The organism is Sphingomonas sp. NY01, assembly GCF_038809135.1.
Classification (GTDB): Bacteria; Pseudomonadota; Alphaproteobacteria; order Sphingomonadales; family Sphingomonadaceae; genus Sphingomonas; species Sphingomonas carotinifaciens.
In genome coordinates, this window is the sequence record NZ_CP101722.1 from 2,780,449 (window position 1) to 2,805,735 (window position 25,287).

Below are 25,287 nucleotides of genomic sequence, written 5' to 3' on the forward strand. Positions count from 1 at the left end.
AAGGAAGCGAGATGACAGCTTTAAAGCAAAGGGGCCGCTCTTGACGGACAGCCCCTTCACCCTTCCGCGGCCTGACGGCCGTTCCCTCCCTCTCCCGATGGGAGAGGGACAGGATCGATCACTCCGTCTCTTCGAACGTCACCGCTTCGGCGCCGTTGGCGGAGAGGCGGACCTTGCCGTCCTCGATGTCCGCGACCAGGCCGACCGAGATGTAATGATGCTTGGCGCCCTGCCCGTCCTCGGTCTGCGGCGAATCGTTCTTCGTCAGCTTGATGCGGTCACCTTCGACATGGTCGACGGTGCCGACATGCGTGCCGTCCGCGCCGATGACTTCTGCGTGTTCCTGGATCTGGCTGATATCGACCATCGTTTTCCTCCTGTGATGGGTTCGACGTGCCAACGCACCGCACCCGAAATGGTGGCATCGTGACCGGCTGGGCGATCATGTATATCGTCGCCGGCGTGCTCGCCCTGGTCGGCGGCGCGCTGCTGCTGGCGCTCACCCGTCCGCAAAGCGCGGGCAAGGTCTATGCCTATCGCATGATCGGCATCATGGCGCTGGCCAGCGCCGCCTCGCTCGCCGCCTCCGCCGCGGCACTCAAGGCATGGAGCATCGCGCCATGACCGCCACCCCCGTTTCCCGCGACGTCACCGGCGCCGCGCATTCCTTCCCCTTCTTCGTACCGGAGTAATCCCATGTCCCTCCTTCAGGCCTCCAAGCAGTACAAGCCGTTCGAATACCCCTGGGCGTTCGAGTTCTGGAAGCGTCAGCAGCAGCTCCACTGGCTCCCCGAAGAGGTGCCGCTGGGCGAGGATTGCCGCGACTGGGCGCAGAAGCTGTCGGATCACGAGCGCAACCTGCTCACCCAGATCTTCCGCTTCTTCACCCAGGCCGATGTCGAGGTGCAGGACTGCTACCACGAGAAATATGGCCGCGTGTTCAAGCCGACCGAGATCAAGATGATGCTGACCGCGTTCAGCAACATGGAGACGGTGCACATCGCCGCCTACAGCCATCTGCTCGACACGATCGGCATGCCCGAAAGCGAGTATGGCGCCTTCCTCGAATATGCCGAGATGAAGGAAAAGCATGATTACATGCAGAATTTCGGCGTCGATTCGGACGAGGACATCGCCCGCACGCTGGCCATGTTCGGCGGCTTCACCGAGGGCGTGCAGCTGTTCGCCAGCTTCGCGATGCTGATGAACTTCCCGCGCTTCAACAAGATGAAGGGCATGGGCCAGATCGTCACCTGGTCGATCCGCGACGAAAGCCTGCACTGCGAGGGCATCATCAAGATGTTCCACACCTTCTGCCACGAGCGCCAGTGCCTGACCAAGGCGGTGAAGGACGACATCGCCGATGTCTGCCAGACGACGATCCGCCTGGAGGACAATTTCATCGATCTCGCCTTCGAAATGGGCCCGGTCGAGGGGATGAAGCCCAAGGAGATCAAGAAGTATATCCGCTACATCGCCGACTGGCGGATGGGCCAGCTCGGCCTGAAGCCGATCTACATGATCGACGAGCATCCCCTGCCCTGGCTCGCGCCGATGCTGAACGGCGTCGAGCACGCCAACTTCTTCGAGCAGCGTGCCACCGAATATTCCAAGGCCGCGACCAAGGGCCAGTGGAACGACGTGTGGGATTCGTTCGACAAGCGTCAAAAGGCCAAGGGCGCCAAGCCGGCGAACGAGGAAGCTCCCGCGGGCATGGGCGACATGTTCTCGCAAGCCGGGGTGGCGGCGGAGTAAGCCGCGCCGCGCCGCGGGTTGGCGGCTGCTAACCCGCGCCACCCGGCGGTGCGCCGGGCCGGCGACGCCAGCAGCGTCGGCCGACGTCAGCGCGGGCGTTGCCCGCGCCAGCCGTTCCTCAACACCAACCCCGCCGCTTGCCCCCCGCATAGGGCCGCGCCAGCCCCTCCTCGACGAGTTGCGCGCCCAGCGACACGCCGTCGCGGCTGACCACCGCCAGCTTGCGCCCATATTTGTCGCGCGCGCGGGGTTGCGGCTCCATCACGAACGGCCCTGCACTCAACAGTTCGCGCATCCGCTCCGTCGCCGCCTCGCCCTTGCGCGCCTCGGCGGCGCAGCGGGGCGGGTGCGTTTCGGGCGTGTCGATGTCGGCGATGCGGATGGTATCGCCGCCCATGCGGAACGTGTCGCCATCGACGACGCAGTCCGCCCGATCACCCCGCCGGCAGCGGACGAACCGGCCGCTCGCCGCCTCGCCCATCGGCGCCCACTGGCCCGGCCACAGGCGGCGCAGCACGCGTTCCAGATCGGTCACGCCGATCTCCCCCGCGACCGCATCGCCCACCTGCCGCCAGTCCGCGACATGCGGCAGGGCCAGCCCCAGCGCCAGTCCGATCAGGACGAGGCGCCCGTCACGCAGGAAACCACCCGACGAAACCCGCAAACCACTTCGTGCCATAACAACGCGTTAGGAGTCGGCCTGCGTGACGGCAACCAGCCTCAGCCTTGCATTTTCCGTGTCGGCGCATGGAAATCGGGCGGCTTGTTGGCAATCCACCTCAGGTAACGCGCCATATCCTCTCGCGCGCGCAGGGTTTTCAGGTCGGCGAAATGCCGCGCCAGATCCGCATTGGACACGAGCGCATGGATGGTGCGGTGGCAGATCGGATGCACCGGCACCGTCTCGCGTCCGCCCTCGCTCTTGGGCACGACATGGTGCCATTCCACCCGGCGCCCCAGCATACGGCCGCACAGCGCGCACAGCCCGGCATCGGATGCCACCGCCGCCGCCCTCGCCTCCCCGGCCGCCAACGCCGCCTTGCGCTTCACCCGTCCGCTCATGCCGCCGATATGGGGTGGCACACACGCAAAAGAAAACGGGGCCCGGCACCTGGCCGGACCCCGCTGATGTACGCGGTACTGGTACGCTTTTACTGGATCGGTAACCGATCAGAAGTGTGCGACGAGGCCGGCCGTCGGGCGGAAGCTGTCCGCGTTGCCGAAGGTCGAGACCTCTACGCGGAAGCGCAGGCCCGAATTGCCGGTCAGGCCGCCCAGGCCGATGTCCTTGGGGCCGACTTCGGCGCCGACGCCGTAGGTCATCGCGTGATAGTCGGGGCTGTTGTTGCCGAACCGGTCGAAGTTGACCCAGCGATAGCCGACCTTGCCGTAGAACAGGCCGCTCTCGCCCGAGCGGAAGCCGAAGCGGCCGGCGGCGCCGTAGCCCCAGTCGATCGCGCCGTCGACGCCCTTCATCACTTCACCCTCGGCGCCGACGAACACCGGACCCAGCGGAATGTTCGCGCCGACGATGCCGTTGACGATCGCGCCCTGCAGCTTGCGGCCGCCGATCGGCGTGTTGGGGATGCCGTGGCCGACGCGACGGTCGAAACCTTCCCAGCCGCCCATCACCGCCACATACGGCTCGAACCCGAACGCCTTGGTGCCGTCCGGCGCCGTCGCGGGGGCCGACGAGTCGGAATAGGTGTCCTGGGCCGCTGCGGGAACGGCGACGAACGCGGCCGCAATCGCGGCTGCGAGGGAAAGCTTACGCATGAGAGATACCCTTCTTCTTCTATTTGGGGGGCCGCGATCCAGTGTGCCGCGTGGCCCAGGACCCGCTTAACCGCGCAAACCGGCGGGAGTTGCACAAAGATGATCCCGGATGCGCGCCTTTTCCCCCGGTGTTGCTGCGACGCAACACTTCCTGTCACCTGGATTAACGAATTGCGGGCTTGCTGTGGCCGCGCCCCGGAAACGCCGCAAGAATGGCGGATTTGCGCCAATATTGAGGCAAATCAAGCCTGAGCTGTCGTCCTCACGGTGGCGCAGGATCGGCGCGGGGCATGCAGAGAAGCCACGCCCGCTATTGCGCCGCGATGTGACACTGTTGTGAAGACACGAAAAAGCCGGCGCTCCATCGGCTGGAACGCCGGCCCCGGCATTTCGTATCGGATCAGGGACGCAGCGCGGCATCATCCTTGTCGTCGAGTTCGTCATCCTCGACAGTATCGGCGTCGAAATCGTCCTGGACGTCGTCCTCGTCGATATCGTCCTCGTCCATGGTCACCGTGGCGTCGCTTTCGCCCACCTCTTCGGAATCCATGTCCAGTTCGTCGATCGGCTCGTCCTCGGCATCGTCGTCGCCCAGATCGGGATCGACATCGGTCAGCAGCACGCCGTCGGTCGGGCCATTGCGCGTCGCTTCCAGGATCTCGGCACGCTGGCTTTCGTCATAGCCTTCCTCGTCCCAGCCGTCGTCGCCCGTGCCCCGGCCCTGAACCTGATGTCCGCCCATGATCGACTCCTTCTCCACAACCCATGCAAATCGTGGAGGTCGAACGGCGGGGCGCCGGGCCGGGTTCCGTCAGCCGCGGCGGAAGACGTGGCCGCGCTCGGTGACGAACACCAGGCCGAAGGCGATCAGCCCTGCCACCAGGAAGCCCGCGACCAGCGGCACGGGCGTGCCGTCGAACGCCTGACCGATCAGCGCACCGATCACCGATCCGAAGGTGATGCTGGTAAAGCCCTGCACGCTGGAGGCGGTGCCGGCGATCCCGCCCATATTCTCCATCGCCATCGCCGAGAAGTTGGACGTCGCGAGGCCGAAGCACGCCATGGTCAGCCCCTGGAGGATGCCGAACGCCCACAGCGTCTCGTGCCCCGTCCAAACCACCGCCAGATGGATCGCCGACAGCAGGATCAGCGCGGTCACCGCACCATGGCTGATCAACCGCGTACCCAGCCGCATCACGATCTGGGAATTGAGCAGGTTCGCCACCGCCATCGTCGCCGCGGTCGTCGCGAACACCACGGCCAGCAGTGCGGGCCGCCCGAACGTCTCCGCCATGATCTGCTGTACCGAGTTCAGATAGCCGTACAGCGCCCCCATCAGCGCGGTGGAGGCCAGCGTATAACCTAGCGACAGCCGGTCGCTCACCGTCTGCAACCAGCCGCGCGCGATCCGCCCCGGCGCGATCGCCAGCCGCCGCTCAGGGACCAGCGTCTCGGGCATGCGGATCGCGAACCACGCCAGCACCAGCGCGGCCAAGCCGGCGATCGCCCAGAAGATCACCCGCCACCGGCCGAAGATCAGCATGAATTCGCCGAAGGCGGGCGCCAGCACCGGCACCACCATGAACACCATGAAGGCGATCGACATCACCTTGGCCATGGCGCGCCCCTGGTAACAGTCGCGCACCAGCGCCACCGTCGCCACCCGCGTCGCCGCCACCGCCGCGCCCCCGCACACCCGCGCCGCCAGCAGCAGCGTGAAGCTGCCCGCCACCGCGGCCAGCGCATTGGCGATCACATAGCCGACCAGCGCACAGATCAGCACGCGCCGCCGCCCGAACCGATCCGCCAGGGGCCCATGCGCCAGTTGCGCGACGCCGAACCCGATCAGGAAGGCGGTAATGACGAACTGGCGGGCGTTGGGATCGCGCACATCCAGGCTGTCGCCGATCGCGGGCAGCGCAGGCAGCATCGAATCGATCCCCAGCGCCGCCAGCGCCATCAGCGCGGCGACCAGCAGTACGAATTCGACAAAGCCGATCGGCGCGCCCGGACTGTCCGGCGCGGGATGCGAGGGGGAATCGGTCATGATCGCTGTCCATAGCGGCGCCGTGCGATGCGCGGAACCCATCGTACGCAGGCTGCCGCCGCCGCTATCCGCCGCGCCCCGCACATCCTATATGACGGCTTCAGGACGCTTTTTGTTTGGACAGGCTTGCATGCTCGATACGCCCACGGCCCAGGTGCCGATCCTCAGCCTCAACGATCAGGCCCATGATCCCGATGGCTTCGCCGCCGATTTCGGTGGCTCGTTCGAACGCTTCGGCTTCGCCATCGTCGCCGATCACGGCATCCCCCAGGACCTGATCGAGCGCGCCTGGGGTGAGACCCGCGCGCTGTTCGACCTGCCCGAGGACGAGAAGCGGGCATATCACGTTCCCGGCGGCGGCGGCGCGCGCGGCTATACGCCGTTCAAGACCGAGATCGCCAAGGATGCCAAGGTCGTCGACCTCAAGGAATTCTGGCATGTCGGCCGCGAGCTGCCCGCCGGGCACCGCTTCGCCGACCGGATGCCTGCCAATATCTGGCCGACCCGCCCGGAAGGGTTCAAGGATACCTTTGTCGAGCTGTTCGCCGCGTTCGACCGCGCCGGCGACCGCCTGCTTTCCGCCATCGCCCGCCACCTGAAGCTGGCGCCGGACTGGTTCGACCCGGCGGTCCGCGACGGCAATTCGGTCCTGCGCCTGCTCCACTATCCCCCCATTCCCGCCGATGCCGAAGGGGTGCGCGCCGGCGCGCATGAGGACATCAACCTCATCACGCTGCTGCTCGGCGCGGAGGAGGCCGGCCTCGAACTGCTCGACCGCGATTCGGGCCAGTGGCTGTCGATCAAGCCGCCGGAGGGCGCGATGGTGGTCAATGTCGGCGACATGCTGCAGCGCCTGACCAACCACGTCCTGCCCTCGACCACCCACCGCGTCGTCAACCCGCCGCCCGAGCGGCGCGGCCATTCGCGCTATTCGATGCCCTTCTTCCTGCATCCCGCGCCCGATTTCCTGATCGAAACGCTGCCCGGCACGATCACCGCGGACAATCCCAACCGCTACGAAACGCCGATCACCGCGCACGACTATCTCTACGAGCGCCTGGTCGAAATCGGCCTGATCAAGAAGTAAGCACATCCTACCCCTCTCCCCTCCGGGGAGAGGGAGGGGCCCACTGCCGGCAGGCAGTGGGAGGGTGAGGGGCGGCCACGCAGCGCAACACGGCTTGCCCGCCCCTTTCCCGGCATATCAGCCGCGAAACAATCCCCCCAGCACGCCGCGCACCACCGCGCCCATCACAGCGCCCCCGCCGGAGGCGCGTCGCCGCTTGCCGCCAAACACCTGCCGCCCGATCTCGTTGGCCACCTGCCGCCCCAGCGAAGAGCTCGCCGCCCGCGCCGCACTGGTCGCCATCACGTCCCAGTTGGACCTGGCCCCACCCCGCTTCGCCTCCTTCGCCGCCGCTGCTTCCGCCTTGTCCGCCGCCGCAGAAGCCGCCGCCGCTTCCGCCTTGGCCGCCAGCACCTCCTCCGCCGACTCCCGATCGACCGCAACGTCGTACCGGTCGCCCACCGCATCGGTCGCCACCAGCACGCGCCGTTCCTCAGCCGTCACCGGCCCCACCCGACTGACCGGCGGCGCGATCAACGTACGCGTGACGGGTGCCGGCGCGCCATCCGCCTGCAACAGCGAAACCAGCGCCTCGCCTACCTTCAGTTCGGTGATCGCGGTCGCGACATCCACGCCGGGACTGGCGCGGAATGTCTCGGCGGCCGAGCGCACCGCCGCCTGATCGCGCGGGGTAAAGGCGCGCAGCGCATGCTGCACCCGGTTGCCCAGCTGCCCTGCAATCCGCTCCGGCACATCGACGGGGTTCTGGGTGATGAAATACACGCCGACACCCTTTGACCGGATCAGCCGCACCACCTGCTCGATCTTTTCGATGAGCGCCGGCGGCGCATCGTCGAACAGCAGATGCGCCTCGTCAAAGAAGAAGACGAACACCGGCTTGTCGGGGTCGCCCACCTCCGGCAGTTGCTCGAACAGTTCGGACAACAGCCATAGCAGGAACGTCGCATACAGCTTCGGGCTCGCCATCAACTGGTCCGCCGCCAATATGTTGACCACGCCCTGCCCGGCATCGTCGGTACGGATCAGGTCGGATAGCGCCAGCGCCGGCTCGCCAAAGAAATGCTCCGCTCCTTGCGCACGCAACTGCAGCAACGCGCGCTGGATCGCCCCCACCGATTGCTTGGACACATTGCCATAGGTCGCGGTCAGCTCGTCCGCCCTGGCAGCACACGCGGCCAGCATCGCCTGAAGATCGTCCAGGTCGAGCAGCAACAGCCCCTCCCGGTCCGCCAGATGGAAGGCGATGGTTAGCACCCCCTCCTGCACCGCGTTCAGGCCCATCATGCGGGCGAGCAGCACCGGCCCCATCTCGCTCGCGGTGGCGCGCACCGGATGTCCCTGCCGCCCGAACAGGTCCCAATATTGCACCGGCATCGCCGCATAGGCCCAGTCGGTCAGCCCCACCTCCGCCGCGCGCGTCGTGAAAGCACCGTGCGTCCTGGCGGTCGGCGATCCCGCCATGCCCAGCCCGGACAGGTCGCCTTTCACATCCGCGACGAAGCTCGGCACCCCGGCGCGTGCGAACCCCTCCACCATGCGCTGCAGCGTCACCGTCTTGCCCGTGCCCGTCGCACCGGCGATCAGGCCATGCCGGTTGGCGCGGTGCAGATCGAGGATCTGGGGCGTCGCCCCATCGGAGCCGAGGAAGATGCCGTCCATCGCGCCAGCCTATCGCGCCCGCCCCAAAAGAAAAGGACCGCCGCAGTTTCCCGCGACGGCCCCCTGTCTCGATGCCGAAGGCGTCTCGATGCCGGATGGCTTACTTGATCTTCACCGGGATCAGGCCGCGCTGACCACGCGCCCGCTGCACCAGCATCAGCACCTGCGTACGGCCCGCCGACTTGGCCTCGGCCACGACCCGCTGCACGTCCGCGGCGGCGCGGACCTGCGTACCGTTGATCGCCGAGATCACGTCCCCGCGCTTCAGCTTGCCGGCCGCATCGCTCGACGGATCGACCGCGGCGATCACCACGCCCTGCACCGTCGAATCAACGCCCACCGCCCGCGCGATCGCCGGGGTCAGCGGCTGGACCGTCAGGCCGATGCCGTTGCCGGCTGCTGCCGGAACCTCTGCATCGTCATCCGATTCCGGGAAGGCATTGGCATCGCCACCGGCCAGCGCGGTCAGTTCCTCATTGGAGGGACGCACCGCCGCGGTCGCGGTCACCGTCACCGGCTTGCCGTTACGCAGCACGTCGAGGCGCACCTGCGAGCCAGGCTTCACGTTTGCGACGAGGTAAGAGAGCGTCGAGTCCGGGTTTACCGCCTGACCGTTTACCTTGGTCACGACATCGAACCCGCGCAGACCCGCCTTGGCCGCCGGACCATTCGGCTCGACACTGGCGATCACCTCGCCCTGGTTCTTCGGAATGCCCAGCGAGGCCGCAACATCGTCGGTGACGGGGCCGCCGATCGACACGCCTAGATACCCGCGCTCGATCTTCTCGCCGCGCCGCATCGTGTCGATGATCGGCTTGGCGTCCTCGGCCGGGATGGCAAAGCCGATGCCGATATTGCCACCCGACTGCGAGAAGATCTGGCTGTTGATGCCGATGACGTTGCCGTTCATGTCGAACATCGGGCCACCGGAATTGCCCTGGTTGATCGCCGCGTCGGTCTGGATGAAGCGATCGTTCGCGCCGCCCTGCCCGGTCACGCGGTGCACCGCCGAGACGATACCCGCCGTCACCGTCGAGTTCAGCCCGAACGGATTGCCGATCGCCACCACCCAGTCGCCGACCCGCGCCCGCGCCGAGTCGCCGAAGCGCACGAACGGCAGGTCGGTCGCCTGGATCTTGAGCAGCGCGAGGTCGGACGTTTCGTCACGCCCGATCACCTTGGCGGTATATTCCTTGCGATCGGGCAGCGTCACCGTGATCGAATCGACCTGCGCACCCTGCGCCGGGGCAATGACGTGGTTGTTGGTCACCACATAGCCGTCGGGCGAGATGATGAAGCCCGAGCCGAGCGAGGCACCCTCGCGCTTCTGCGGCGCACCGCCGCCGCCACCGCCGGGACCGCCCGGTCCGCCGAACTGGCCGAACAGGCCCTCGAACGGCGTGCCGGCGAACGGATTGGCCTGCGGGCGCACCGTGATCGACTGCTTGGTGGAGATGTTGACCACGGCCGGCTGCAACTTGGCGACCATGTCGGCGAAGCTCATCGGCGCGCCCTGGCGCGGGGCGACTGCCTGGATCGAACCGGGCTCGTTCTGCGCGACCTGGGCGTTGCCCGGCTGAAGCGCCAGGGTCGCGGTCGCACCGCCGAGAAGGAGCGCACTGGTAATGGCGTAGGCGTAACGCACGTCTAGGGTGTTCCTCTCAGATGAAGAATTCTGCAAACCGTGGCCTATTTGCCACGCTTCGGCTGAACCCTGCTTGAATATGAACGATTGGACAGCGGATCAGGTCCGATGCGGCCAAGAATTACGGCCGCATCGTTCCGTCATCGCCCACGTCCCTCGAACTCCCTCAGATAACTGTTGTTTGGCGACATGATGATCGAGGTCGAACCCTCCGGCGCCGGTCGGCCATCGGCCCCGAACGTCCGGCGATAGGACTGCATCGCCCGGTAGAAGTCGTAGAAGTCGGCGTCCTTGCCGAACGCGCCGGCATAGATTCGCGCGGCTTCGGCGTCGGCCTCGGCGCGCACGATTTGCGCCTGCTTCTGCCCTTCGGCTGCAATGGTGATCGCCTCCTGCTGACGCGCGGACTGCATCCGGCGCAGCGCGCTCTGCAACGGCGTGCCCTGCGGCAGGTCGGCTTCCTTGATGCGCACATCGACGATCTGCACGCCATATTGCTGCGCCACGCGCTGCAACCCGTCCTGGATCGCGTCCATCACCCGCCCACGCTCCGGGCTGAGCAGTTCGACGAAGCGCCGCTTGCCCAGTTCGTTGCGCAGCGCCGAGCCGAAGATCGGGCGAAGCTGGTTGGCGACGCCGTCCTCGCTGCCCGCCGTCGCCAGCATCAGCCGCGGATCGACCACTCGGAAACGCGCAAACGCATCGACATTGACGCGCAACTGGTCGGTCGACAGCACCTGGGTGTTTTCCAGATCCAGGTCCAGCACCCGCTTCTCGACCCAGACGATCCGGTCGACAAAGGGCAGCCGCATGATCAGGCCGGCACCGGTCTGGCCCAGTTCCTGGCCCGGCTGGTACCGGTTGATGACGCGGATCGGCTGTTGCAGCCGGTACACCACCGCCTGCTTGGTTTCCGGCACGATCGCAAAGGTCGCCGCCGCCAGGATGACGGCCAGCAGCGCGATCACGCCGAGCACCACGGGGTTGCGGAGCGACAGGCCGTTCACTGGCCGCTCTCCTGCGCCGGGACCGGCGTCGTCGTGGCGGCATCGGGCACGCGCCGCGCCGTCGGGGGCAGCGGCAGGTACGGCACCACCCCGCCGGGCGTTTCCACGATCGTCTTGTCCGTCTTGGCCAGCACGGCCTCCATCGTATCGTAATACATGCGGCGGCGCGTCACTTCGGGTGCCAGCCGGTATTCGGCATAGACCTTGTCGAACGACGCGGCCTCGCCCTGCGCGGCGGCGATCACCTGTTGCCGGTACGACCGCGCCTGGTTCAGCGCGGCGGCCGCTTCCTGCTGTGCCGCCGTCACCTTGTTGAAGTCGTCGACGATCTGCGTCGGCGGCGTCGCCTGCTTGATCGACACGCCCTGCACCCGCACGCCCGACTTATACTGGTTGAGCAGGTCCTGGGTCAGGTCCTGCACCCGCTGCTCGATCGTCGTCCGGCCGGAGCCCAGCGCCTGTTCCAGCGTAGTGGTGGCGATCACCGCGCGCATCGCGCTTTCCGCGGCGGCGCGCACCGTCGCCTGCGGCTCGGCCAATTGGAAGGTGAAGTCGCGCGGATTGGCGATGTCCCAGCGCACCGAATAGGTCAGGTCGACGATGTTCTGGTCGCCGGTCAGCGTCAGGTTCTCGCCCGACCCTTCCGGAAAATTCTCGGTGCGGATCTTTTGTACGTCCAGCACGCGCACGCTGGCGATCGGAGCCGGCGGCGTGATCTGGATACCGGGCGACAGGATGCCGGCATAGCGCCCGAAATAGGTCACCACGCCGCGCTGCTGCGGCCCGATCGGGTGGATCGAGGTGTAAAGCACCCAGATGCCCAGGATGATCGCAACGCCGATCAGCCACAGCGCGCGGGCATTGGGCGATCCCGGCATGCCGCCAAAGCCGCCCCCGCCGCCGCCCGGCCCGCCGGAGCGGGCCTTGCGCAGGAACTCGTCCAGCGCGGTCGGCTTGGCACCGGTCCGCCGGCCGCCCGGCGGCACGGCCCAGGGATTACGCGGGCCACCGCCCGATCCGTTTCCATCCGATCCGCCACCCTCGTCGCCCGATCCGCCCCAAGGGCCCTTCGGTGTCTCTGCGGCAAGGATCGGAGGGCGCTTCAACCAGCCCGGCAAGGTTCTCATGGGGACTGTATAGGAAGGGTCGCGCGACAAAAACAGTGCCAAGCGGGGACAAGCATCCTATCTGGCCGCCATGGCACTGATCGATGAAGTAAAGGCGGCGGTGGCCGCAGTGGCGGGCAAGCGCGCCGCGATCCGCATGGAGGGCACCAAAGCCGGCATCGTGCTGGACGCGACCGGGCTCGATGCGGGCGCCCGCGACCGGATGGAGGCGGACGTTCGCGCCGCCGCCGGGCGGCCGGGTGTCAGCGAGGTGCGCGTCGTCGTCACCGCCGAGCGGATCGGCCGCAAGCTGATCGCGGTCGCCAGCGGCAAGGGCGGCGTCGGCAAGTCGACGCTGTCCGCCAATCTCGCCATCGCGCTCGCGCGTGCGGGGCGCCGGGTCGGGCTGGTCGATGCCGACATATACGGCCCTTCGCAGCCGCGCCTGATGGCGGCGGAGGGCACGAAGCCCGTGGCGCATGACGGCAAGCTGCAACCAGTTCCCACCCCTTACGGCGTGCCGCTCCTGTCGATGGGCCAGCTGGTGGAGGCCGACCGCGCGATCGCGTGGCGCGGGCCGATGGCGGCGGGCGCGCTCGGCCAGCTCGTCGACGGCGACTGGGGGGCCAGCGACACGCTGGTGCTCGACCTGCCGCCCGGCACCGGCGACGTGCAGCTCACCATGGTGCAGAAGCATCGCCCGGCCGGCGCGATCATCGTCTCCACCCCGCAGGATCTGGCGCTGATCGACGCGCGCCGCGCGATCGATTTGTTCGCCAAGGCCGGCATCCCGATCATCGGCCTGGTCGAGAACATGGCCGGCTATTGCTGCCCGCATTGCGGCGGCTTTTCCGACCCGTTCGGGCTCGGCGGCGCGGAAGCCGCCGCCAACGACCTCGGCATCCCCTTTCTCGGTCGGGTGCCGCTCACCGTCGCGATCCGCACCGCATCGGATGCCGGCCGCCCGCCCGCCGCCGAGGCGGACGATACGGTGTTCGCGCCGATCGCCGCACAGGTGAACGTATGGCTTGCGCGCGCATGAAACCAATCCGGGGGTAACACGTTATGATGTCACCGGTCGTGCCCCCGCTGGGCACGAGCGGACCAGGTTTCCCCCGGTCGGGATGCATCCATGCCGCTGTCTGACGATGCCGAGATCAAGGCGCTGCTCGAAGGCGCCCGCACGATCGCGATGGTGGGTGCATCCGACCGCCCCGACCGCCCCTCCTACGGGGTGATGAAACGGCTTCAGGATCACGGCTACCGCGTGATCCCGGTCAATCCGCAGATCACCGGCGAGCATGTCCACGGCGAATTCGTGTTTCGCGAACTTGCCCAGCTCGGCGACCCGATCGATATCGTCGACATCTTCCGCCGCCCCCAGGCCGCGGGCGAGGCGGTGGACGAGGCGATCGCCATCGGCGCCAAGGCGGTGTGGCTGCAACTGGGCGTCATCAACGAAGAGGCGGCCGCGCGTGCCGAGGCCGCCGGGCTGAAGGTCGTCATGGACCGCTGCCCGGCCATCGACATACCCCGTCTGGGGGTCGCTCCGATTACCGACGCAACCGGCAACTGATCCTCCGGGTTCAGATGTCGATGTAGAGGGCTGAATATAAGGGGGATAGGCGCCGATGATGACGGTGATGGCTTTGCTGCTTCTGGGCGTGCAAACCGGTGACGCGATCGGCGCCGCCCTGCCCTCCCACGACCTCCCCCGCCGCGACCTGATGCGGCATGCCGGCACCCGTCTCAGCGCCGCCTGCAAAGGTCCGGATTGCGGTACCGAGCCCACCCGTTCCCCCTTCCGCCTCGACGATGACGATGCGCTCGATCCCGATGCCAAGGCCCGCGCGATCGGCGATGACGGCAGCCGCTGCTCGGTCGTCGGCGCCCGCGTCTGCACCCGCAAGCCGCGCACGCTGCTCCGTGCGGAATTGACCAACTAAGCCGATCGCGCTGGCACAATGATCCCGAACCGGGCATGATCGACGCCGGTTTGGGAGGATCGGCGATGCTGGCAGTGGGTCTCGTCCTGATGATGCTGCAGGACGCACAGGGGATGATGGCGCAGGCCGCCGCCAGGCTATCCCCGGAACGCCGCTGCATCCACGATCCGCACAGCACCGACATCACTGTTTGCGGCCTGCGCAACGCCGATCGCTTTCGCGTGCCCTTCATCATCAACGATCCCGGCGACCCCCGCCGCCAACCCGTCCGTGTCGAGCGGGAGGCACTGCTCGCGCGCACCAATCCGATCCAGGAAAAAAGCCCCTTCCTCGTCGGCGGCGGCATGGCCGGGGTCAGTGCCACGGTCGGCGGCGACGGCTCCGTGCACGGCGCCACGCTGCGCAAGCCCGCGCCATGATCCTGCTCGCCGCGCTTGTCCTGCTCCAGCAGCAGCCCGCCACCAGCGCCAGCAGCGCGCCCGAGAAGAGCAGTTGGTCGATCCTCGCCGGCTGTCCCGGTACGCAGGCGCAGGGGCAGGAGATCATAGTCTGCGGCGACCGGACGCCGGATCGCCTTCCCTTGCCCGATGAGCGCGGCCCGTCCGACCGCCCCGCCCCCTCCAACCCCAAGGTCGATGGGGCCGGGGCCCTCGCCGCTGCGGCAACGCCCTGCGCCGCATCGCAATGGGGATGCCAGACGGGCGTCATGCTGCCGATCGCGCCGGTGATCGGCGCGCTCGCCTCCGCGATCCGCAGCGCCGCCGCGCCCAAGCCGGACAAGAGCGGACGGGTCGCCATCCCGTTGGAAGATCCGCCCCTCCCCCCGCTGCAACCCTGAGGCTCCGCCCATGCCCGTCCTTGCCGCCCTGCTCCTGATCCAGACGGCGGCCACCCCGCTGCCCGCCGCCGATGCGCCGAAAAGCTGGTCGATCCTCAATCCGGATCCCTGCCCCCGCACCGAGGGCGCCGATATCCTTGTCTGTGCGCGCCGTTCCGCCGACGATCGCCTGCCGCTGCCCGACGAGCGCGCGCCCGTCGGCCCGCTCGCCTCCAATCCCTATCTCACAGGCGAAGGCGCGCTGGGCGCCGCGGCCGCACCCTGCGTCGCACGGCTGGAAGGATGCCAGGTCGGCTTCAACATCCTCGGCCCCGGCGTCGCCGCCGCGCGCTTGGTTGCCAAGCTGATCGACCCGACCGACGATTGCTGCGCTCCCGGCGAAGAGGGCGATCCCCTCGCGCTCGTCCGCGATATCGTCGCCGAGGTGAAGCGCCCCCGCGCCTCCAAGGCCGAGAAGGCCCGGCGCATTCCCATCCCGCTCGACTGATCGACAATCCGGAACGGTCGAGGCAAGCCGCAATCCGCCGGCATCGCCATTTTTCGAACATCGGGTTTGCACCCTCGCATCCACCCCGCTACGCTTCCGCGCAAAGGATGAGGATGCCCAGGGCATGGCGCTGGATGCCGATATTTTCGACGCGCTGATCGCGCAGCTACGCCGCTTCGTTGCCGAGCGCCTGCGCCCGCTGGAGGCACAGGTCGAGGCGGACGACGCCGTGCCGGCGCATATCATCGCCGAGATGAAGGCGATGGGCCTGTTCGGCCTGTCGATCGCGCCGGAACATGGCGGTCTCGGCCTCACCATGGCGGAGGAGGCGCGTGTCGCGATCGAGATGGGCCGCACGACGCCTGCCTTCCGCTCCGCCTTCGGCACCAATGTCGGCATCGGCAGCCAGGGTCTCGTCATCGCCGGTTCGCCCGAGCAGCAGGAAACATGGCTGCCCCGCATCGCCAGTGGCGAGATCATCACCAGCTTTGCGCTGACCGAGCCGGACATCGGCTCCGATTCCGGGGCGGTAAAGGCGCGCGCGGTGCGCGACGGCGACGTGTACCGCCTGTCGGGCACCAAGCGTTACATCACCAATGCCGACCGCGCCGACCTGTTCACCGTCATGGCGCGCACCGGCGACGATCCGGGCGCGCGCGGCGTGTCCGCCTTTCTCGTCCCCCGCGACCTGCCCGGCATCACCATCGGCACACCCGAGAAGAAGATGGGCCAGCGCGGCGCCAAGGTCGCCGACGTCACCTTTGACGACGTCCCCGTCCCCGTCGCCAACCGGCTCGGCGCGGAAGGCGAAGGATTTCGCATCGCCATGCGCGTCCTCGACCGCGGGCGCCTGCACATCGCCGCGGTCTGCGTCGGCGTTGCCGAGCGGCTGATCGCCGATTGCGTCGCCTATGCCTCGGACCGCCGCCAGTTCGGCCAGCCGATCGCGCAGCATCAACTCGTACAGGCGATGCTGGCGGATTCAAAGACCGAGGCGCTCGCCGCCCGCGCCCTCGTTCTCGATACCGCCGCCGCCAAGGATCGGGGCGGGGATGTCGTGCTCGAATCCGCCGCCGCCAAATATTATGCCTCGGAAATGGTCGGCCGCGTCGCGGACCGGGCGGTGCAGATCTTCGGCGGCGCCGGCTATATCGCGGATTACGGCATCGAGCGGTTGTACCGCGATGTTCGCCTGTTCCGCATCTACGAGGGCACCAGCCAGATCCAGCAGCTCATCATCGCCCGCGAGACGCTCAAGCGTGGCGGCTGATCCCCGGAGGACACCCATCATGGACACCACCACCCTGTTCCGCCTCGACGGTCGCGTCGCTCTTGTCACCGGCGGCTCGCGCGGCATCGGCCGGATGATCGCCGCCGGCTTCGCCGCACAGGGCGCGCGCGTCTATATCGCCTCGCGCAAGGCCGAGGCGTGCGAGGAAGCCGCCGCCGCGATCGGCGGCGACACCCACCCCCTGCCCGCCGACGTTTCCACGATCGAGGGTTGCCGCGCGCTCGCCGCCGAGATCGCGGCGCGCGAAGGCCGGCTCGACATTCTCGTCAACAATGCCGGTGCCGCCTGGGGCATGGCGTTCGAGGAGTTTCCGGAGGCCGGGTGGGACAAGGTGATGACGCTCAACGTCAAATCCCCCTTCTTCCTCACCCAGGCGCTGCACCCGATGCTCAAGGCCGCGGGTGCCGCGGGTCCGCTCGCCAAGGTCATCAACATCACCTCGATCGACGGCCAGCGCCTGAACGGCTGGGAAACCTACAGCTATCAGGCGTCGAAGGCGGCGTTGATCCACCTCACCCGCCGCCTGGCCGCCCGCCTGATCCGCGACCGCATCGTCGTCTCCTCCCTAGCCCCCGGCGCCTTCCCCAGCGACATGAACAAGGCCGCCCGCGACCACGGCGACGCGGTCGCCCAGGCGATCCCCGCCGGCCGCATCGGCGAGCCCGAGGACATGGCCGGCGCCGCCATCTATCTGGCGTCGCGCGCCGGGGACTATGTGGTGGGCGAGACGCTGACCGTCGACGGCGGCCTGGTCAACGCCGCGATCGGCACCCGCATCGACGCCTGAGGCAAAACGCCGCCGGCCCGTCCCAAGCACTCGTTCGCCCCGACCACCCGTTCGCCCCAACCACCCGTTCGTCCCAACCACCCGTTCGTCTCGAGTAGCCGTCGAGTAGCGGCGCAGCCGCGTATCGAGACGGCGTATCGAGAGACCGATCGCCGCCTCAAGACGCACGCACCGACCCGACGCCGGCCCACATCGTCACTTGGCGGGCGGCACCTTGGTGATCCGGCTACCCGCCACCTGCCAGACCGTATTGTCGGACGTGGCGACGACCAGCGGCAATCCCAGATTGTACGACGCAAAGACATGAAGTTCCGACGGTGTCGGCTCCAACCGGTAAGTCACCGTCAACGCCACCGGCGCGGCCCCCTTGGGCAGCTTCGCCAGCAGCGCATCGGTGCTGACCCAGGCCGCACGGTCGAAGGTGTAGAGCATCCGCCCCAGCCATGCGACCTGATCCAGCCGCCGTGCGTCACCAGCCGGTGCGGCCGGTGCGGCCGGTGCGGCCGGTGCGGTCGGGGACGCCGCGTGCGCCTGCGGCACCGCCAACAGCATCAGCACCGTGTTCAGCATCCCCATCCCCACGCCCCTCTCCAGGCGGCCCCACGCTCGCCGATGCGCGCAGCCTTGGCCAAGCGCAAAAAGCGCTGTCCTACACGCCCCCGCCTGGCATAGCCTCGCGTTATGCCAGCCTGCTCCCCCGCCGCACACTGTCCACAGATCACGATTGCAAAAATGGTAAGTGGACACGGCATGGGGGATGTAGTGTCCACTTCCAGCCCGATTGCCCGGACCGACCGCCCATGACCTCGCCCGACTCGCGCTCCCCCGCCGAACTCACGCTGCGCGGCATCGCGCTCGGCGGGCTCATCACGCTGCTCTTCACCGCCGCGAACGTCTATCTCGGGCTGAAGGTCGGTCTGACCTTTGCCACCTCGATCCCGGCCGCGGTCATCTCGATGGCGATCCTGCGCTACCTGCCCGGCGCGACGATCCTGGAGAACAACATCGTCCAGACCGTCGCCTCCGCCGCCGGCACGCTGGCGGCGATCATCTTCGTGCTGCCCGGCCTCGTCATGATCGGCTGGTGGAACGGCTTCCCCTTCCTGCTCACCGCCGGCATCACCATGACCGGCGGCATATTGGGGGTGATGTTCTCGGTACCCTTGCGCCGCGCGCTGGTGGTGGACACCACGCTTCCCTACCCCGAGGGCCGCGCCGCCGCCGAGGTGCTCAAGATCGGCGCCGGCAGCCGCGAGGGCGAGGCGGAAAGCGCACGCGGCCTGCGCATCATCCTCGTCAACGCGCTCGTCTCGGCCGGGTTTGCCATCCTCACCCAGACGCGCCTCGCCGTCGCGGAGGCCGCCTTGTGGTTCCGCGCGGGCCCCGGCGCCACCGGCATTGCGGGCGGACTGTCCTTCGCGCTGATCGGTGCCGGGCATCTTGTCGGCCTGTCGGTCGGGCTCGCCATGTTCGCCGGCGTCGTCATCGGCTGGTGGATCGCGTTGCCCATCCTCACCGCCATGGCGCCCTCCACCGGCAGCGTCGCCGAATGGGCGGGCGGCGTGTTCAGCCGCGACGTGCGCTTCCTCGGCGCGGGCGTCATCGGCGTCGCCGCGATCTGGACGCTGCTGCGTATCATCGGCCCCGTGCTGCGCGGCATCCGCGCCTCGGTCGCCGCCTCGCAGGCCCGGCGCAGCGGCACCATCCTCGACATGTCCGAACGCGACCTGCCGATCGGGCTCGTCGCCCTCGTCTCGCTCGGCCTGCTCGTCCCGATCGCCGCGCTTTTGTGGAGCGTGGTGGCGGCGGGCCCCTTGGCGGGTGCCGCGATCCCGCTGATCGCGGGCGCGCTGCTGTTCGTGCTGGTCATCGGCCTCGTGATCGCGGCGGTCTGCGGCTATATGGCCGGACTGATCGGTGCGTCGAACAGCCCGGTATCGGGCATCGGCATCCTGTCCGTCCTTGCCGCCGCCTTGCTCCTGGTCGGCCTGTTCGGCCGCGGCACCCCGCCGGAGACGACGCAGGCGCTCGTCGCCTATGCGCTCATCGTCACCGGCATCGTCTTCGGCGTGGCGACGATCTCCAACGACAATCTTCAGGACCTGAAGACCGGGCAACTGGTCGGCGCCACCCCCTGGAAACAACAGGTGGCACTCGTCATCGGCGTCGTCTTCGGCAGCATCGTCGTGCCGCCCGTGCTGGAACTGTTGAACGGCACGCTCGGCTTCGCGGGTGCACCCGGCGCCGGCCCCAACGCGCTCCCCGCCCCGCAGGCCGCGCTGATCTCCGCCCTTGCCAAGGGCGTGCTGGGCGGCGACCTCAACTGGACGATGATCGGCATCGGTGCCGCGATCGGCGTCGCGGTGATCGCGCTCGACGAGGGGCTGGGCCGCGCCCGCCTGCTCCGCCTGCCGCCGCTCGGCATCGGGCTCGGCATCTATCTGCCCATGTCGGTGACCTTGCCGGTCGTGCTGGGTGCGGTGATCGGCTGGGCCTACGACCGCTGGGCGCTGCGCCAGCGCGATCCGGAGGCGGCGGTCCGCATGGGCGTGCTGACCGCCACCGGTATGATTGTCGGCGAAAGCCTGTGGGGCGTCGCCTTCGCGGTCATCGTCTATGCGACCGGGTCGGACGCGCCACTGGCGCTGGTCGGCGACGATTTCGCCGCCGTGGCACTGCCGGCCGGCACGCTCGTCTTCCTCGCGCTGGTCGGGGCGCTCTACCGCTTCACGCGGCGGAGCGTCCGCCTTACATCGCTGCCAGCAACTCGCTGATCGCCACAAAGGCGAAGCCGATCGAGCTGTCCGCGATGCCGTACGGCAGGAACAGCGAATCGCCATGCCGGATCGCGCCGCAGGAATAGACCACGTTGGGCACATAGCCCTCCCGGTCCTGGTCCTTGGCGGCCAGGATCGGCTCGCGCGTCCGGCCCAGCACCTTGGACGGATCGTTCTTGTCGAGCAGCGCCGCCCCGATCGAATATTTGCGCATCGCGCCGACACCGTGGGTCAGCAGCAGCCAGCCCTCGTCGATCTCGATCGGCGGCCCGCAATTGCCGATCTGCACCAGCTCCCACGGGAATACCGGGGTCAGGATCTTCTCGCCCTCGTCCCAGTGCGTCAGGCTGTCGGACTTCAGCAGGAACAGGTTTTCGCCGTCCTGCCGGCCCATCATCATATATTGCCCGCCGATCTTGCGCGGGAACAGCGCCATGCCCTTGTTGCGCGACGCCGAGCCGGTCATCGGCACCAGGTCGAAGGCACGGAAATCCTTCGTCCGCATCAGCTCCGACTGGATCTCGGAGCCATTATAGGCGGTATAGGTCCCGATCCACTCGAACGTGCCGTCCTCATGCTCGAACCGCACGATCCGCATGTCTTCCAGCCCCTTGGACTGGGCCTTGGTGATCGGGAAGATGACGGTGCCGGACAGCGTCGAATCGCGGTGGCGATAGACCGTCACCTGCCCCGTCGGCACCTCGTTCTCGCCCGCGCCCACCACGTCGGTCGCGGTGGCGAAGGGCGGCTCGGGCGCCAGCTTCAACTGGTTCTGGTCGGTGATGATGCCCTCGCGAAACGCGACGGACGAGATATGCCCTTCGCCCACCGCGCGCATCGACATCAAAATGCGCTGCGATCCCGGCGGCATGCCCGACTGGTCGAAATGCGGCACCGCACTGGGGTTCATCAGCGCAGCGGCGGCATAGCTGTATTCGTGGCAGAAATAGGCCCCGATCAGCTGGCGCTTCTCGTCGCCGATGGTGCTGCCGTCCAGCCCCAGCAGGTCCTCGATCTGGTCATAGCGCGTCATGAACACGCGCCGCGTCTGCCAGTGCCGCGCCTCGAAATCCTTCAACACGATTTCGAGCTGGTTGCGGGCCTCCTCGGCGGACATTTCCAGCACTTCGGCGACCAGCCGCTCGGTGCGGCTGGGCGGCGCACCGATGCCGCCCGCCCAGGCGATGTGAAAGGGCCGCACCACGACGCGGGAAGGATCGGCGTGCAGGCGCAGCCGGTGGTTGAACAGATCCATCGTGCTTTCGTCTCGCCCGTAAACCGCAGCTTCAACACATCCCCGCCCTCAGGCGACGACGCGCGACGCTCCTGCCACGTTCGAGGTAGCTTGGGAAAGCCCCGCAATCGCACAATTCGCCAGTTGCAGTGCCAAAATCGACTCCGCCCCCTGGTTGCGGTTGAGGCCACCCGGCATCAGCCCGTCAAAGCACCCGCCATCGGCCGAGGTGGCAAGCGGCAGGTCCAGGTCGTTATGCCCAAGGAACCAGCCATAGGCACGCTGCGCCTCGGTGATCCAGCGCGCATCGCCGGTCGCCTCATAGGCGGCCTCGCATGCCTCCACCGTCGCCTGCGCTTCCAGCGGCTGCTGGTCGAACTGCAACGGCTCGGCATAGGGCCGCCCGAAGCTTTCCGTGCCGACCGCCCGGAAACGCCCCTCCGGCGAGGTCTGCTTGCCGACGATCCAGTCCAGCGTCTGGATGCCGCAATCGATCAGGTCCTGCCGCCCCAGCACCTTGCCGGCACGGATCAGGGCCTGCGGCACGCGCGCATTGTCATAGGCCAGCACGATCTCGAACCACTGCCATTCCGGGCGGCGCGCCTCGGCGAGCAGTTCCAGGTGAATGTCGGGCAGGCTTTGCAGGATCGTCCGCGCCAGTTGATGGCCGGGCTTCGCCTCCACCATCGCCGCCGCTCCGAGCAGCGCAAAGGCCTGCGCCCGCAGCGACCCCAGTTCCAGGGCCAGCGACGCGGTCGAATCGAACATCGCTCCGGCCCAGTCGCGATGCTTCTGCAATTGCGCGTCGCGGGCGGTGATGCCCAGCGCCCACAGCGTCCGGCCGTTCGAATCTTCTGACCCGACATCCTCGCACCACGTCCGGTCGAACCGCATGAAGTTGCGATAGCGCCGCGCCTCCGGGTTCCACGCATATTGCAGGAACGATGCGTAGATCGTCGTCCACTTGTCGCGCACCACCGGGTCCAGATCGCTCATCGCGCTCATGAAGATCAGCGCACGGGCATTGTCGTCGATGCAATAGCCGTGCCGGCGGTCGGGGATCGAATAGATCGAATGCTGCAACATCCCCGTCGCATCACTCATCCGCTCCACCGCGGCGAAATCCGGCGCCAGGGGTTTCATCGCCGGTGCCTGCTGCACCATCCGTCTAGGGCGCGTCGCCACCATTGCCTTGATCTCCGTGAGCGTCGCTTCGGCCAGACGTGGCCAGATCATCGTCCGCCCGCGCTCATAGGCGCGCTGCGACAGACGATTACGGTCCCGCTCGATAGAGAACAGGTGATCGATTTCCCGTGCAAAGGCTTCATGGTCGTTGAAATCGACCAGCACGCCGTGGCCATCGGCCAGGATTTCGGTGGCGTGGACATAAGGCGTCGAGATCACCGCCTTGCCCATGCCCACCGCATAGGACAGCGTCCCGCTCGTGATCTGGGCCGGATTGCTGTACGGCGTCGCATAGATGTCCGCCGCCTGGAGATAGTCCAGCAGCTCCTCATGCTCGACGAACCCGTCGATGAAGGCGACATTGTCCGCCACGCCGCGGCTTTCGGCCAGCGCCTTCAGACGGTCGCGATATGCCTCGCCCTCATGCGCGATCAGGTTGGGATGCGTCGCGCCCAGCACGACGTAGAGCAGTTCGGGATGCCGCTGCGCCACTGCGGGCAGCGCCTCGATCATCGTCTCGATGCCCTTGTTCGGCGCAAGCAGGCCGAAGGTCAGCACGACCTTGCGGCCCTGCCAGCCGAACGCATCCTTCATCGCCTCCGCTGCGACCAGCGGCCGGTCGGGCACGCCGTGCGGGATCATCACGATCTGTCGCGGATCGGCGCCGTAGACGCGCTGCAGGATTTCGCGACCACGCTCGGCCATCACGACCACGCGCGCGGCACGCTGCAGCAGCCCTTCGAGCACGCGCCGTTCATCGACGCTCGGCTTTTCGAGCACGGTATGCAGCGTGACGATCAGCGGCAACGTGGTGCGGTCGAGCAGCGCCAGGATATGCTCGCCGGCCGCGCCGCCATAGATGCCATATTCATGCTGCACCCAGATCGCCTGCGCGCCGCTGGCCTCGATCCGGCGGGCGGTGTCGAGATAGGCCACACGGTCGTTCTGCGGAATCGTGCCCGTCACTTCGGGCGGATAGGCGTAGCGACCCGGATGATCGTCCATCGCATAGACATCGACCGCGATGTCCGGGAAACGGTCCCGCATCGCCTTGTACACATCGGTCGTGAATGTCGCGAGGCCACACTGCCGCGGCAGGAAATTGCCGATCAGTGCCAGCCGTTCGATCATCGCGCCATCCGTCGTCACCATCCTGCCAACCCTCGACATCGCCGGACATGAACCTGCCCGAAACCTTGCGGAGGGATGAACAGTCGAGGACGGGGTTGGTTGCATTTCTGTTGCAATGCAGGATGAGCCGCGCGGCCCCTGCGATCAGCCGCGGCCGCGATACCCAGAAACGCCTTGATCCGGCAGCCAAAGCGCGGCAGGCGGCGCCGCCGATTGCCAGAACACGTCGATCGGAATGCCGCCGCGTGGATACCAATACCCGCCGATCCGCAGCCATACCGGCTTCATTTCGTTGAACAATCTCTCACCGATGCCGACCGTGCAATCCTCATGGAAACCGGCATGGTTGCGAAAGCTGCCCAGGAACAGCTTCAGCGACTTGGACTCGACGATCGTCTCGCCGGGAACGTAATCGATAACCAGATGGGCGAAATCCGGCTGGCCCGTGACGGGGCAGAGCGAGGTGAATTCCGGCGCCGCAAAACGCACCAGATACGTCCTGCCGGGCCGGGGATTGGGTACATAGTCGAGCACCGCCTCGTCCGGGCTGGCGGGAAGCGTGCTGGTCTGTCCAAGATGCATGGGATTCATGCCCGCCATGTAGGGCCTGTCGCGCCCGACGCCAACGCCCGCTTCCTATCGACGGCGACGGACAGGCCCGATAGGGACTTTCGCGCTGGAGGTGACGATGGACGCATTGCTGACACCGCAGGCGCTGGCGGCGCTGTTGGACGATCCGGGCATCCGCCTGCTCGATGCGACCCACCTGCTCGGCGATCCCGGCGGCGAACAGTCCCGGCGTCTGTTTCACGACGGCCATATTCCCGGTGCCCGCTTCATGGACCTCGACCATCTGGTCGATCCCGACACCAGCCTGCCGATGATGATGCCCTCGCCGGAGCGCTTTGCCACCGCAATGGCCGACCTCGGCATCGGCACCGACGACTGCATCGTCGTGTACGACCAGTCTCCCCTGCACAGCGCCGCGCGCGGCTGGTGGATGCTGCGCAGCTTCGGTGCGGCAAACGTCGCCATCCTCGACGGCGGTCTCGCCGCCTGGCGAGCAGCCGGCCTGCCGATCAAACAGGGCGCGGCACCCGCCCCCGCCCCCGGCCGCTTCGTCGCCCATCCGCCCGCCGCGCACCTGCGAACCCTTGCCCAGATGCAGGCGAACCTCGCCAGCGATGCCGAACAGGTGATCGACGCCCGCTCGCCCGCCCGCTTTGCCGGTGCGGAGCCGGAACCGCGCGCCGGCGTCATCCCCGGCCACGTTCCCGGTTCGCAGAACCTCCATTATGCCCGGCTGTTCGAACCGGATGGCCGGTGGAAGCGCGGCGAAGCCCTCGCGGCCGCCTTTGCAGAGGCCGGCGTCGATTTCGACCGCCCCATCGTCGCCACCTGCGGCTCGGGCATCACCGCCACCGTGCTGGCCTTCGGCGCCCATCTGCTCGGGCACGCCATGGTCGTCTATGACGGTAGCTGGGCCGAATGGGGCAGCCATCCCGACACGCCAAAGGCAAAGGACTGAC

The 25,287-nt window shown here is 67.7% G+C and carries 27 protein-coding genes; 13 read left to right on the plus strand and 14 right to left on the minus strand.

The genetic code is table 11. From position 1 onward, the window contains the following. Positions 1–118: 118 nt before the first annotated feature. Complete coding sequence (locus NPJ82_RS13505) at positions 119–367, minus strand: DUF2171 domain-containing protein (RefSeq protein WP_112381266.1); 249 nt, start codon at positions 365–367, stop codon at positions 119–121. A gap of 26 nt (positions 368–393) precedes the next feature. Between NPJ82_RS13505 and NPJ82_RS13510 the strand changes: the two genes are divergently transcribed. Both NPJ82_RS13510 and NPJ82_RS13515 read left to right on the plus strand, forming a co-directional pair. Continuing rightward, complete coding sequence (locus NPJ82_RS13510) at positions 394–624, plus strand: hypothetical protein (RefSeq protein ID WP_342657673.1); 231 nt, start codon at positions 394–396, stop codon at positions 622–624. A 72-nt stretch (positions 625–696) separates the two neighbouring features. Next, positions 697–1,755 carry a ribonucleotide-diphosphate reductase subunit beta gene (locus NPJ82_RS13515; RefSeq protein ID WP_112381267.1) on the plus strand — a complete coding sequence of 353 codons (1,059 nt, stop codon included), beginning with the start codon at positions 697–699 and terminating at the stop codon, positions 1,753–1,755. A gap of 118 nt (positions 1,756–1,873) precedes the next feature. Here the strand turns inward: NPJ82_RS13515 and NPJ82_RS13520 are convergent, their stop codons facing one another. From NPJ82_RS13520 to NPJ82_RS13540, 5 genes are all read right to left on the minus strand, one after another. Further along, positions 1,874–2,434, minus strand: coding sequence for a thermonuclease family protein (locus NPJ82_RS13520; protein ID WP_342657674.1), 561 nt, complete (start codon positions 2,432–2,434; stop codon positions 1,874–1,876). A gap of 41 nt (positions 2,435–2,475) precedes the next feature. Beyond that, positions 2,476–2,718, minus strand: a complete 243-nt coding sequence (locus NPJ82_RS13525) for a hypothetical protein (protein ID WP_342659023.1) — start codon at positions 2,716–2,718, stop codon at positions 2,476–2,478. 207 nt (positions 2,719–2,925) lie between these two features. After that, positions 2,926–3,531 (minus strand): opacity protein, encoded by a 606-nt coding sequence (locus NPJ82_RS13530; RefSeq protein WP_112381268.1) that lies wholly within the window; start codon positions 3,529–3,531, stop codon positions 2,926–2,928. A gap of 400 nt (positions 3,532–3,931) precedes the next feature. Further along, on the minus strand, positions 3,932–4,273 hold the full coding sequence (locus tag NPJ82_RS13535; RefSeq protein WP_112381753.1) for a DNA primase: 342 nt from the start codon (positions 4,271–4,273) through the stop codon (positions 3,932–3,934). A gap of 69 nt (positions 4,274–4,342) precedes the next feature. Then, the gene (locus NPJ82_RS13540) at positions 4,343–5,578 is read right to left on the minus strand and encodes a multidrug effflux MFS transporter (protein WP_112381754.1); all 1,236 of its coding nucleotides are present in this window, start codon (positions 5,576–5,578) and stop codon (positions 4,343–4,345) included. Between the two features lie 130 nt (positions 5,579–5,708). On the opposite strand from NPJ82_RS13540, the gene NPJ82_RS13545 reads away from it, so the two are divergent. Beyond that, positions 5,709–6,665 carry a 2-oxoglutarate and iron-dependent oxygenase domain-containing protein gene (locus NPJ82_RS13545; RefSeq protein WP_342657675.1) on the plus strand — a complete coding sequence of 319 codons (957 nt, stop codon included), beginning with the start codon at positions 5,709–5,711 and terminating at the stop codon, positions 6,663–6,665. 117 nt (positions 6,666–6,782) lie between these two features. On the opposite strand, the gene NPJ82_RS13550 is transcribed toward NPJ82_RS13545, so the two are convergent. From NPJ82_RS13550 to NPJ82_RS13565, 4 genes are all read right to left on the minus strand, one after another. Continuing rightward, entirely contained in the window at positions 6,783–8,324 is a 1,542-nt protein-coding gene (locus NPJ82_RS13550) for a helicase HerA-like domain-containing protein (protein WP_342657676.1), read from the minus strand. A 100-nt stretch (positions 8,325–8,424) separates the two neighbouring features. After that, on the minus strand, positions 8,425–9,969 hold the full coding sequence (locus tag NPJ82_RS13555) for a Do family serine endopeptidase (protein ID WP_342657677.1): 1,545 nt from the start codon (positions 9,967–9,969) through the stop codon (positions 8,425–8,427). A gap of 140 nt (positions 9,970–10,109) precedes the next feature. Beyond that, on the minus strand, positions 10,110–10,976 hold the full coding sequence (locus tag NPJ82_RS13560; protein WP_174236578.1) for a protease modulator HflC: 867 nt from the start codon (positions 10,974–10,976) through the stop codon (positions 10,110–10,112). Then, positions 10,973–12,103 carry a protease modulator HflK gene (locus NPJ82_RS13565; protein WP_342657678.1) on the minus strand — a complete coding sequence of 377 codons (1,131 nt, stop codon included), beginning with the start codon at positions 12,101–12,103 and terminating at the stop codon, positions 10,973–10,975. Before NPJ82_RS13565 ends, NPJ82_RS13560 begins: the two co-directional genes overlap by 4 nt. 70 nt (positions 12,104–12,173) lie before the next feature. On the opposite strand from NPJ82_RS13565, the gene NPJ82_RS13570 reads away from it, so the two are divergent. From NPJ82_RS13570 to NPJ82_RS13605, 8 genes are all read left to right on the plus strand, one after another. Next, positions 12,174–13,124, plus strand: a complete 951-nt coding sequence (locus NPJ82_RS13570) for an Mrp/NBP35 family ATP-binding protein (RefSeq protein ID WP_342657679.1) — start codon at positions 12,174–12,176, stop codon at positions 13,122–13,124. Positions 13,125–13,214: 90 nt separating this feature from the next. Next, positions 13,215–13,658 carry a CoA-binding protein gene (locus tag NPJ82_RS13575; protein ID WP_112381274.1) on the plus strand — a complete coding sequence of 148 codons (444 nt, stop codon included), beginning with the start codon at positions 13,215–13,217 and terminating at the stop codon, positions 13,656–13,658. 67 nt (positions 13,659–13,725) lie between these two features. Then, on the plus strand, positions 13,726–14,028 hold the full coding sequence (locus NPJ82_RS13580) for a hypothetical protein (RefSeq protein ID WP_160146723.1): 303 nt from the start codon (positions 13,726–13,728) through the stop codon (positions 14,026–14,028). 35 nt (positions 14,029–14,063) lie between these two features. Further along, entirely contained in the window at positions 14,064–14,447 is a 384-nt protein-coding gene (locus tag NPJ82_RS13585; protein ID WP_342657680.1) for a hypothetical protein, read from the plus strand. Continuing rightward, a complete protein-coding gene (locus tag NPJ82_RS13590) occupies positions 14,444–14,866 on the plus strand; it encodes a hypothetical protein (RefSeq protein ID WP_342657681.1) in 423 nt (140 codons plus the stop codon). Before NPJ82_RS13585 ends, NPJ82_RS13590 begins: the two co-directional genes overlap by 4 nt. Positions 14,867–14,876: 10 nt before the next feature. After that, on the plus strand, positions 14,877–15,353 hold the full coding sequence (locus NPJ82_RS13595; RefSeq protein ID WP_267350200.1) for a hypothetical protein: 477 nt from the start codon (positions 14,877–14,879) through the stop codon (positions 15,351–15,353). A gap of 124 nt (positions 15,354–15,477) precedes the next feature. Then, positions 15,478–16,623: an acyl-CoA dehydrogenase family protein gene (locus NPJ82_RS13600; RefSeq protein WP_342657682.1), complete on the plus strand. Its 1,146-nt coding sequence runs from the start codon at positions 15,478–15,480 to the stop codon at positions 16,621–16,623. 19 nt (positions 16,624–16,642) lie between these two features. Continuing rightward, on the plus strand, positions 16,643–17,431 hold the full coding sequence (locus NPJ82_RS13605) for an SDR family oxidoreductase (protein WP_149681002.1): 789 nt from the start codon (positions 16,643–16,645) through the stop codon (positions 17,429–17,431). Between the two features lie 195 nt (positions 17,432–17,626). On the opposite strand, the gene NPJ82_RS13610 is transcribed toward NPJ82_RS13605, so the two are convergent. Next, on the minus strand, positions 17,627–18,007 hold the full coding sequence (locus NPJ82_RS13610; RefSeq protein WP_342657683.1) for a hypothetical protein: 381 nt from the start codon (positions 18,005–18,007) through the stop codon (positions 17,627–17,629). Positions 18,008–18,231: 224 nt separating this feature from the next. On the opposite strand from NPJ82_RS13610, the gene NPJ82_RS13615 reads away from it, so the two are divergent. Beyond that, positions 18,232–20,205 (plus strand): oligopeptide transporter, OPT family, encoded by a 1,974-nt coding sequence (locus tag NPJ82_RS13615; RefSeq protein WP_342657684.1) that lies wholly within the window; start codon positions 18,232–18,234, stop codon positions 20,203–20,205. Here the strand turns inward: NPJ82_RS13615 and NPJ82_RS13620 are convergent. From NPJ82_RS13620 to queF, 3 genes are all read right to left on the minus strand, one after another. After that, positions 20,180–21,463 (minus strand): glycoside hydrolase family 130 protein, encoded by a 1,284-nt coding sequence (locus NPJ82_RS13620; protein ID WP_267350192.1) that lies wholly within the window; start codon positions 21,461–21,463, stop codon positions 20,180–20,182. The two genes, NPJ82_RS13615 and NPJ82_RS13620, sit on opposite strands and share 26 nt — an antisense overlap. A gap of 48 nt (positions 21,464–21,511) precedes the next feature. Continuing rightward, positions 21,512–23,779, minus strand: coding sequence for a glycosyltransferase family 4 protein (locus NPJ82_RS13625; protein WP_342657685.1), 2,268 nt, complete (start codon positions 23,777–23,779; stop codon positions 21,512–21,514). A gap of 123 nt (positions 23,780–23,902) precedes the next feature. Then, positions 23,903–24,349 (minus strand): preQ(1) synthase, encoded by a 447-nt coding sequence (gene queF, locus NPJ82_RS13630; protein WP_112381756.1) that lies wholly within the window; start codon positions 24,347–24,349, stop codon positions 23,903–23,905. A gap of 97 nt (positions 24,350–24,446) precedes the next feature. Between queF and NPJ82_RS13635 the strand changes: the two genes are divergently transcribed. Then, positions 24,447–25,286 carry a sulfurtransferase gene (locus tag NPJ82_RS13635; protein ID WP_342657686.1) on the plus strand — a complete coding sequence of 280 codons (840 nt, stop codon included), beginning with the start codon at positions 24,447–24,449 and terminating at the stop codon, positions 25,284–25,286. The last annotated feature ends 1 nt before the right edge of the window (position 25,287 follow it).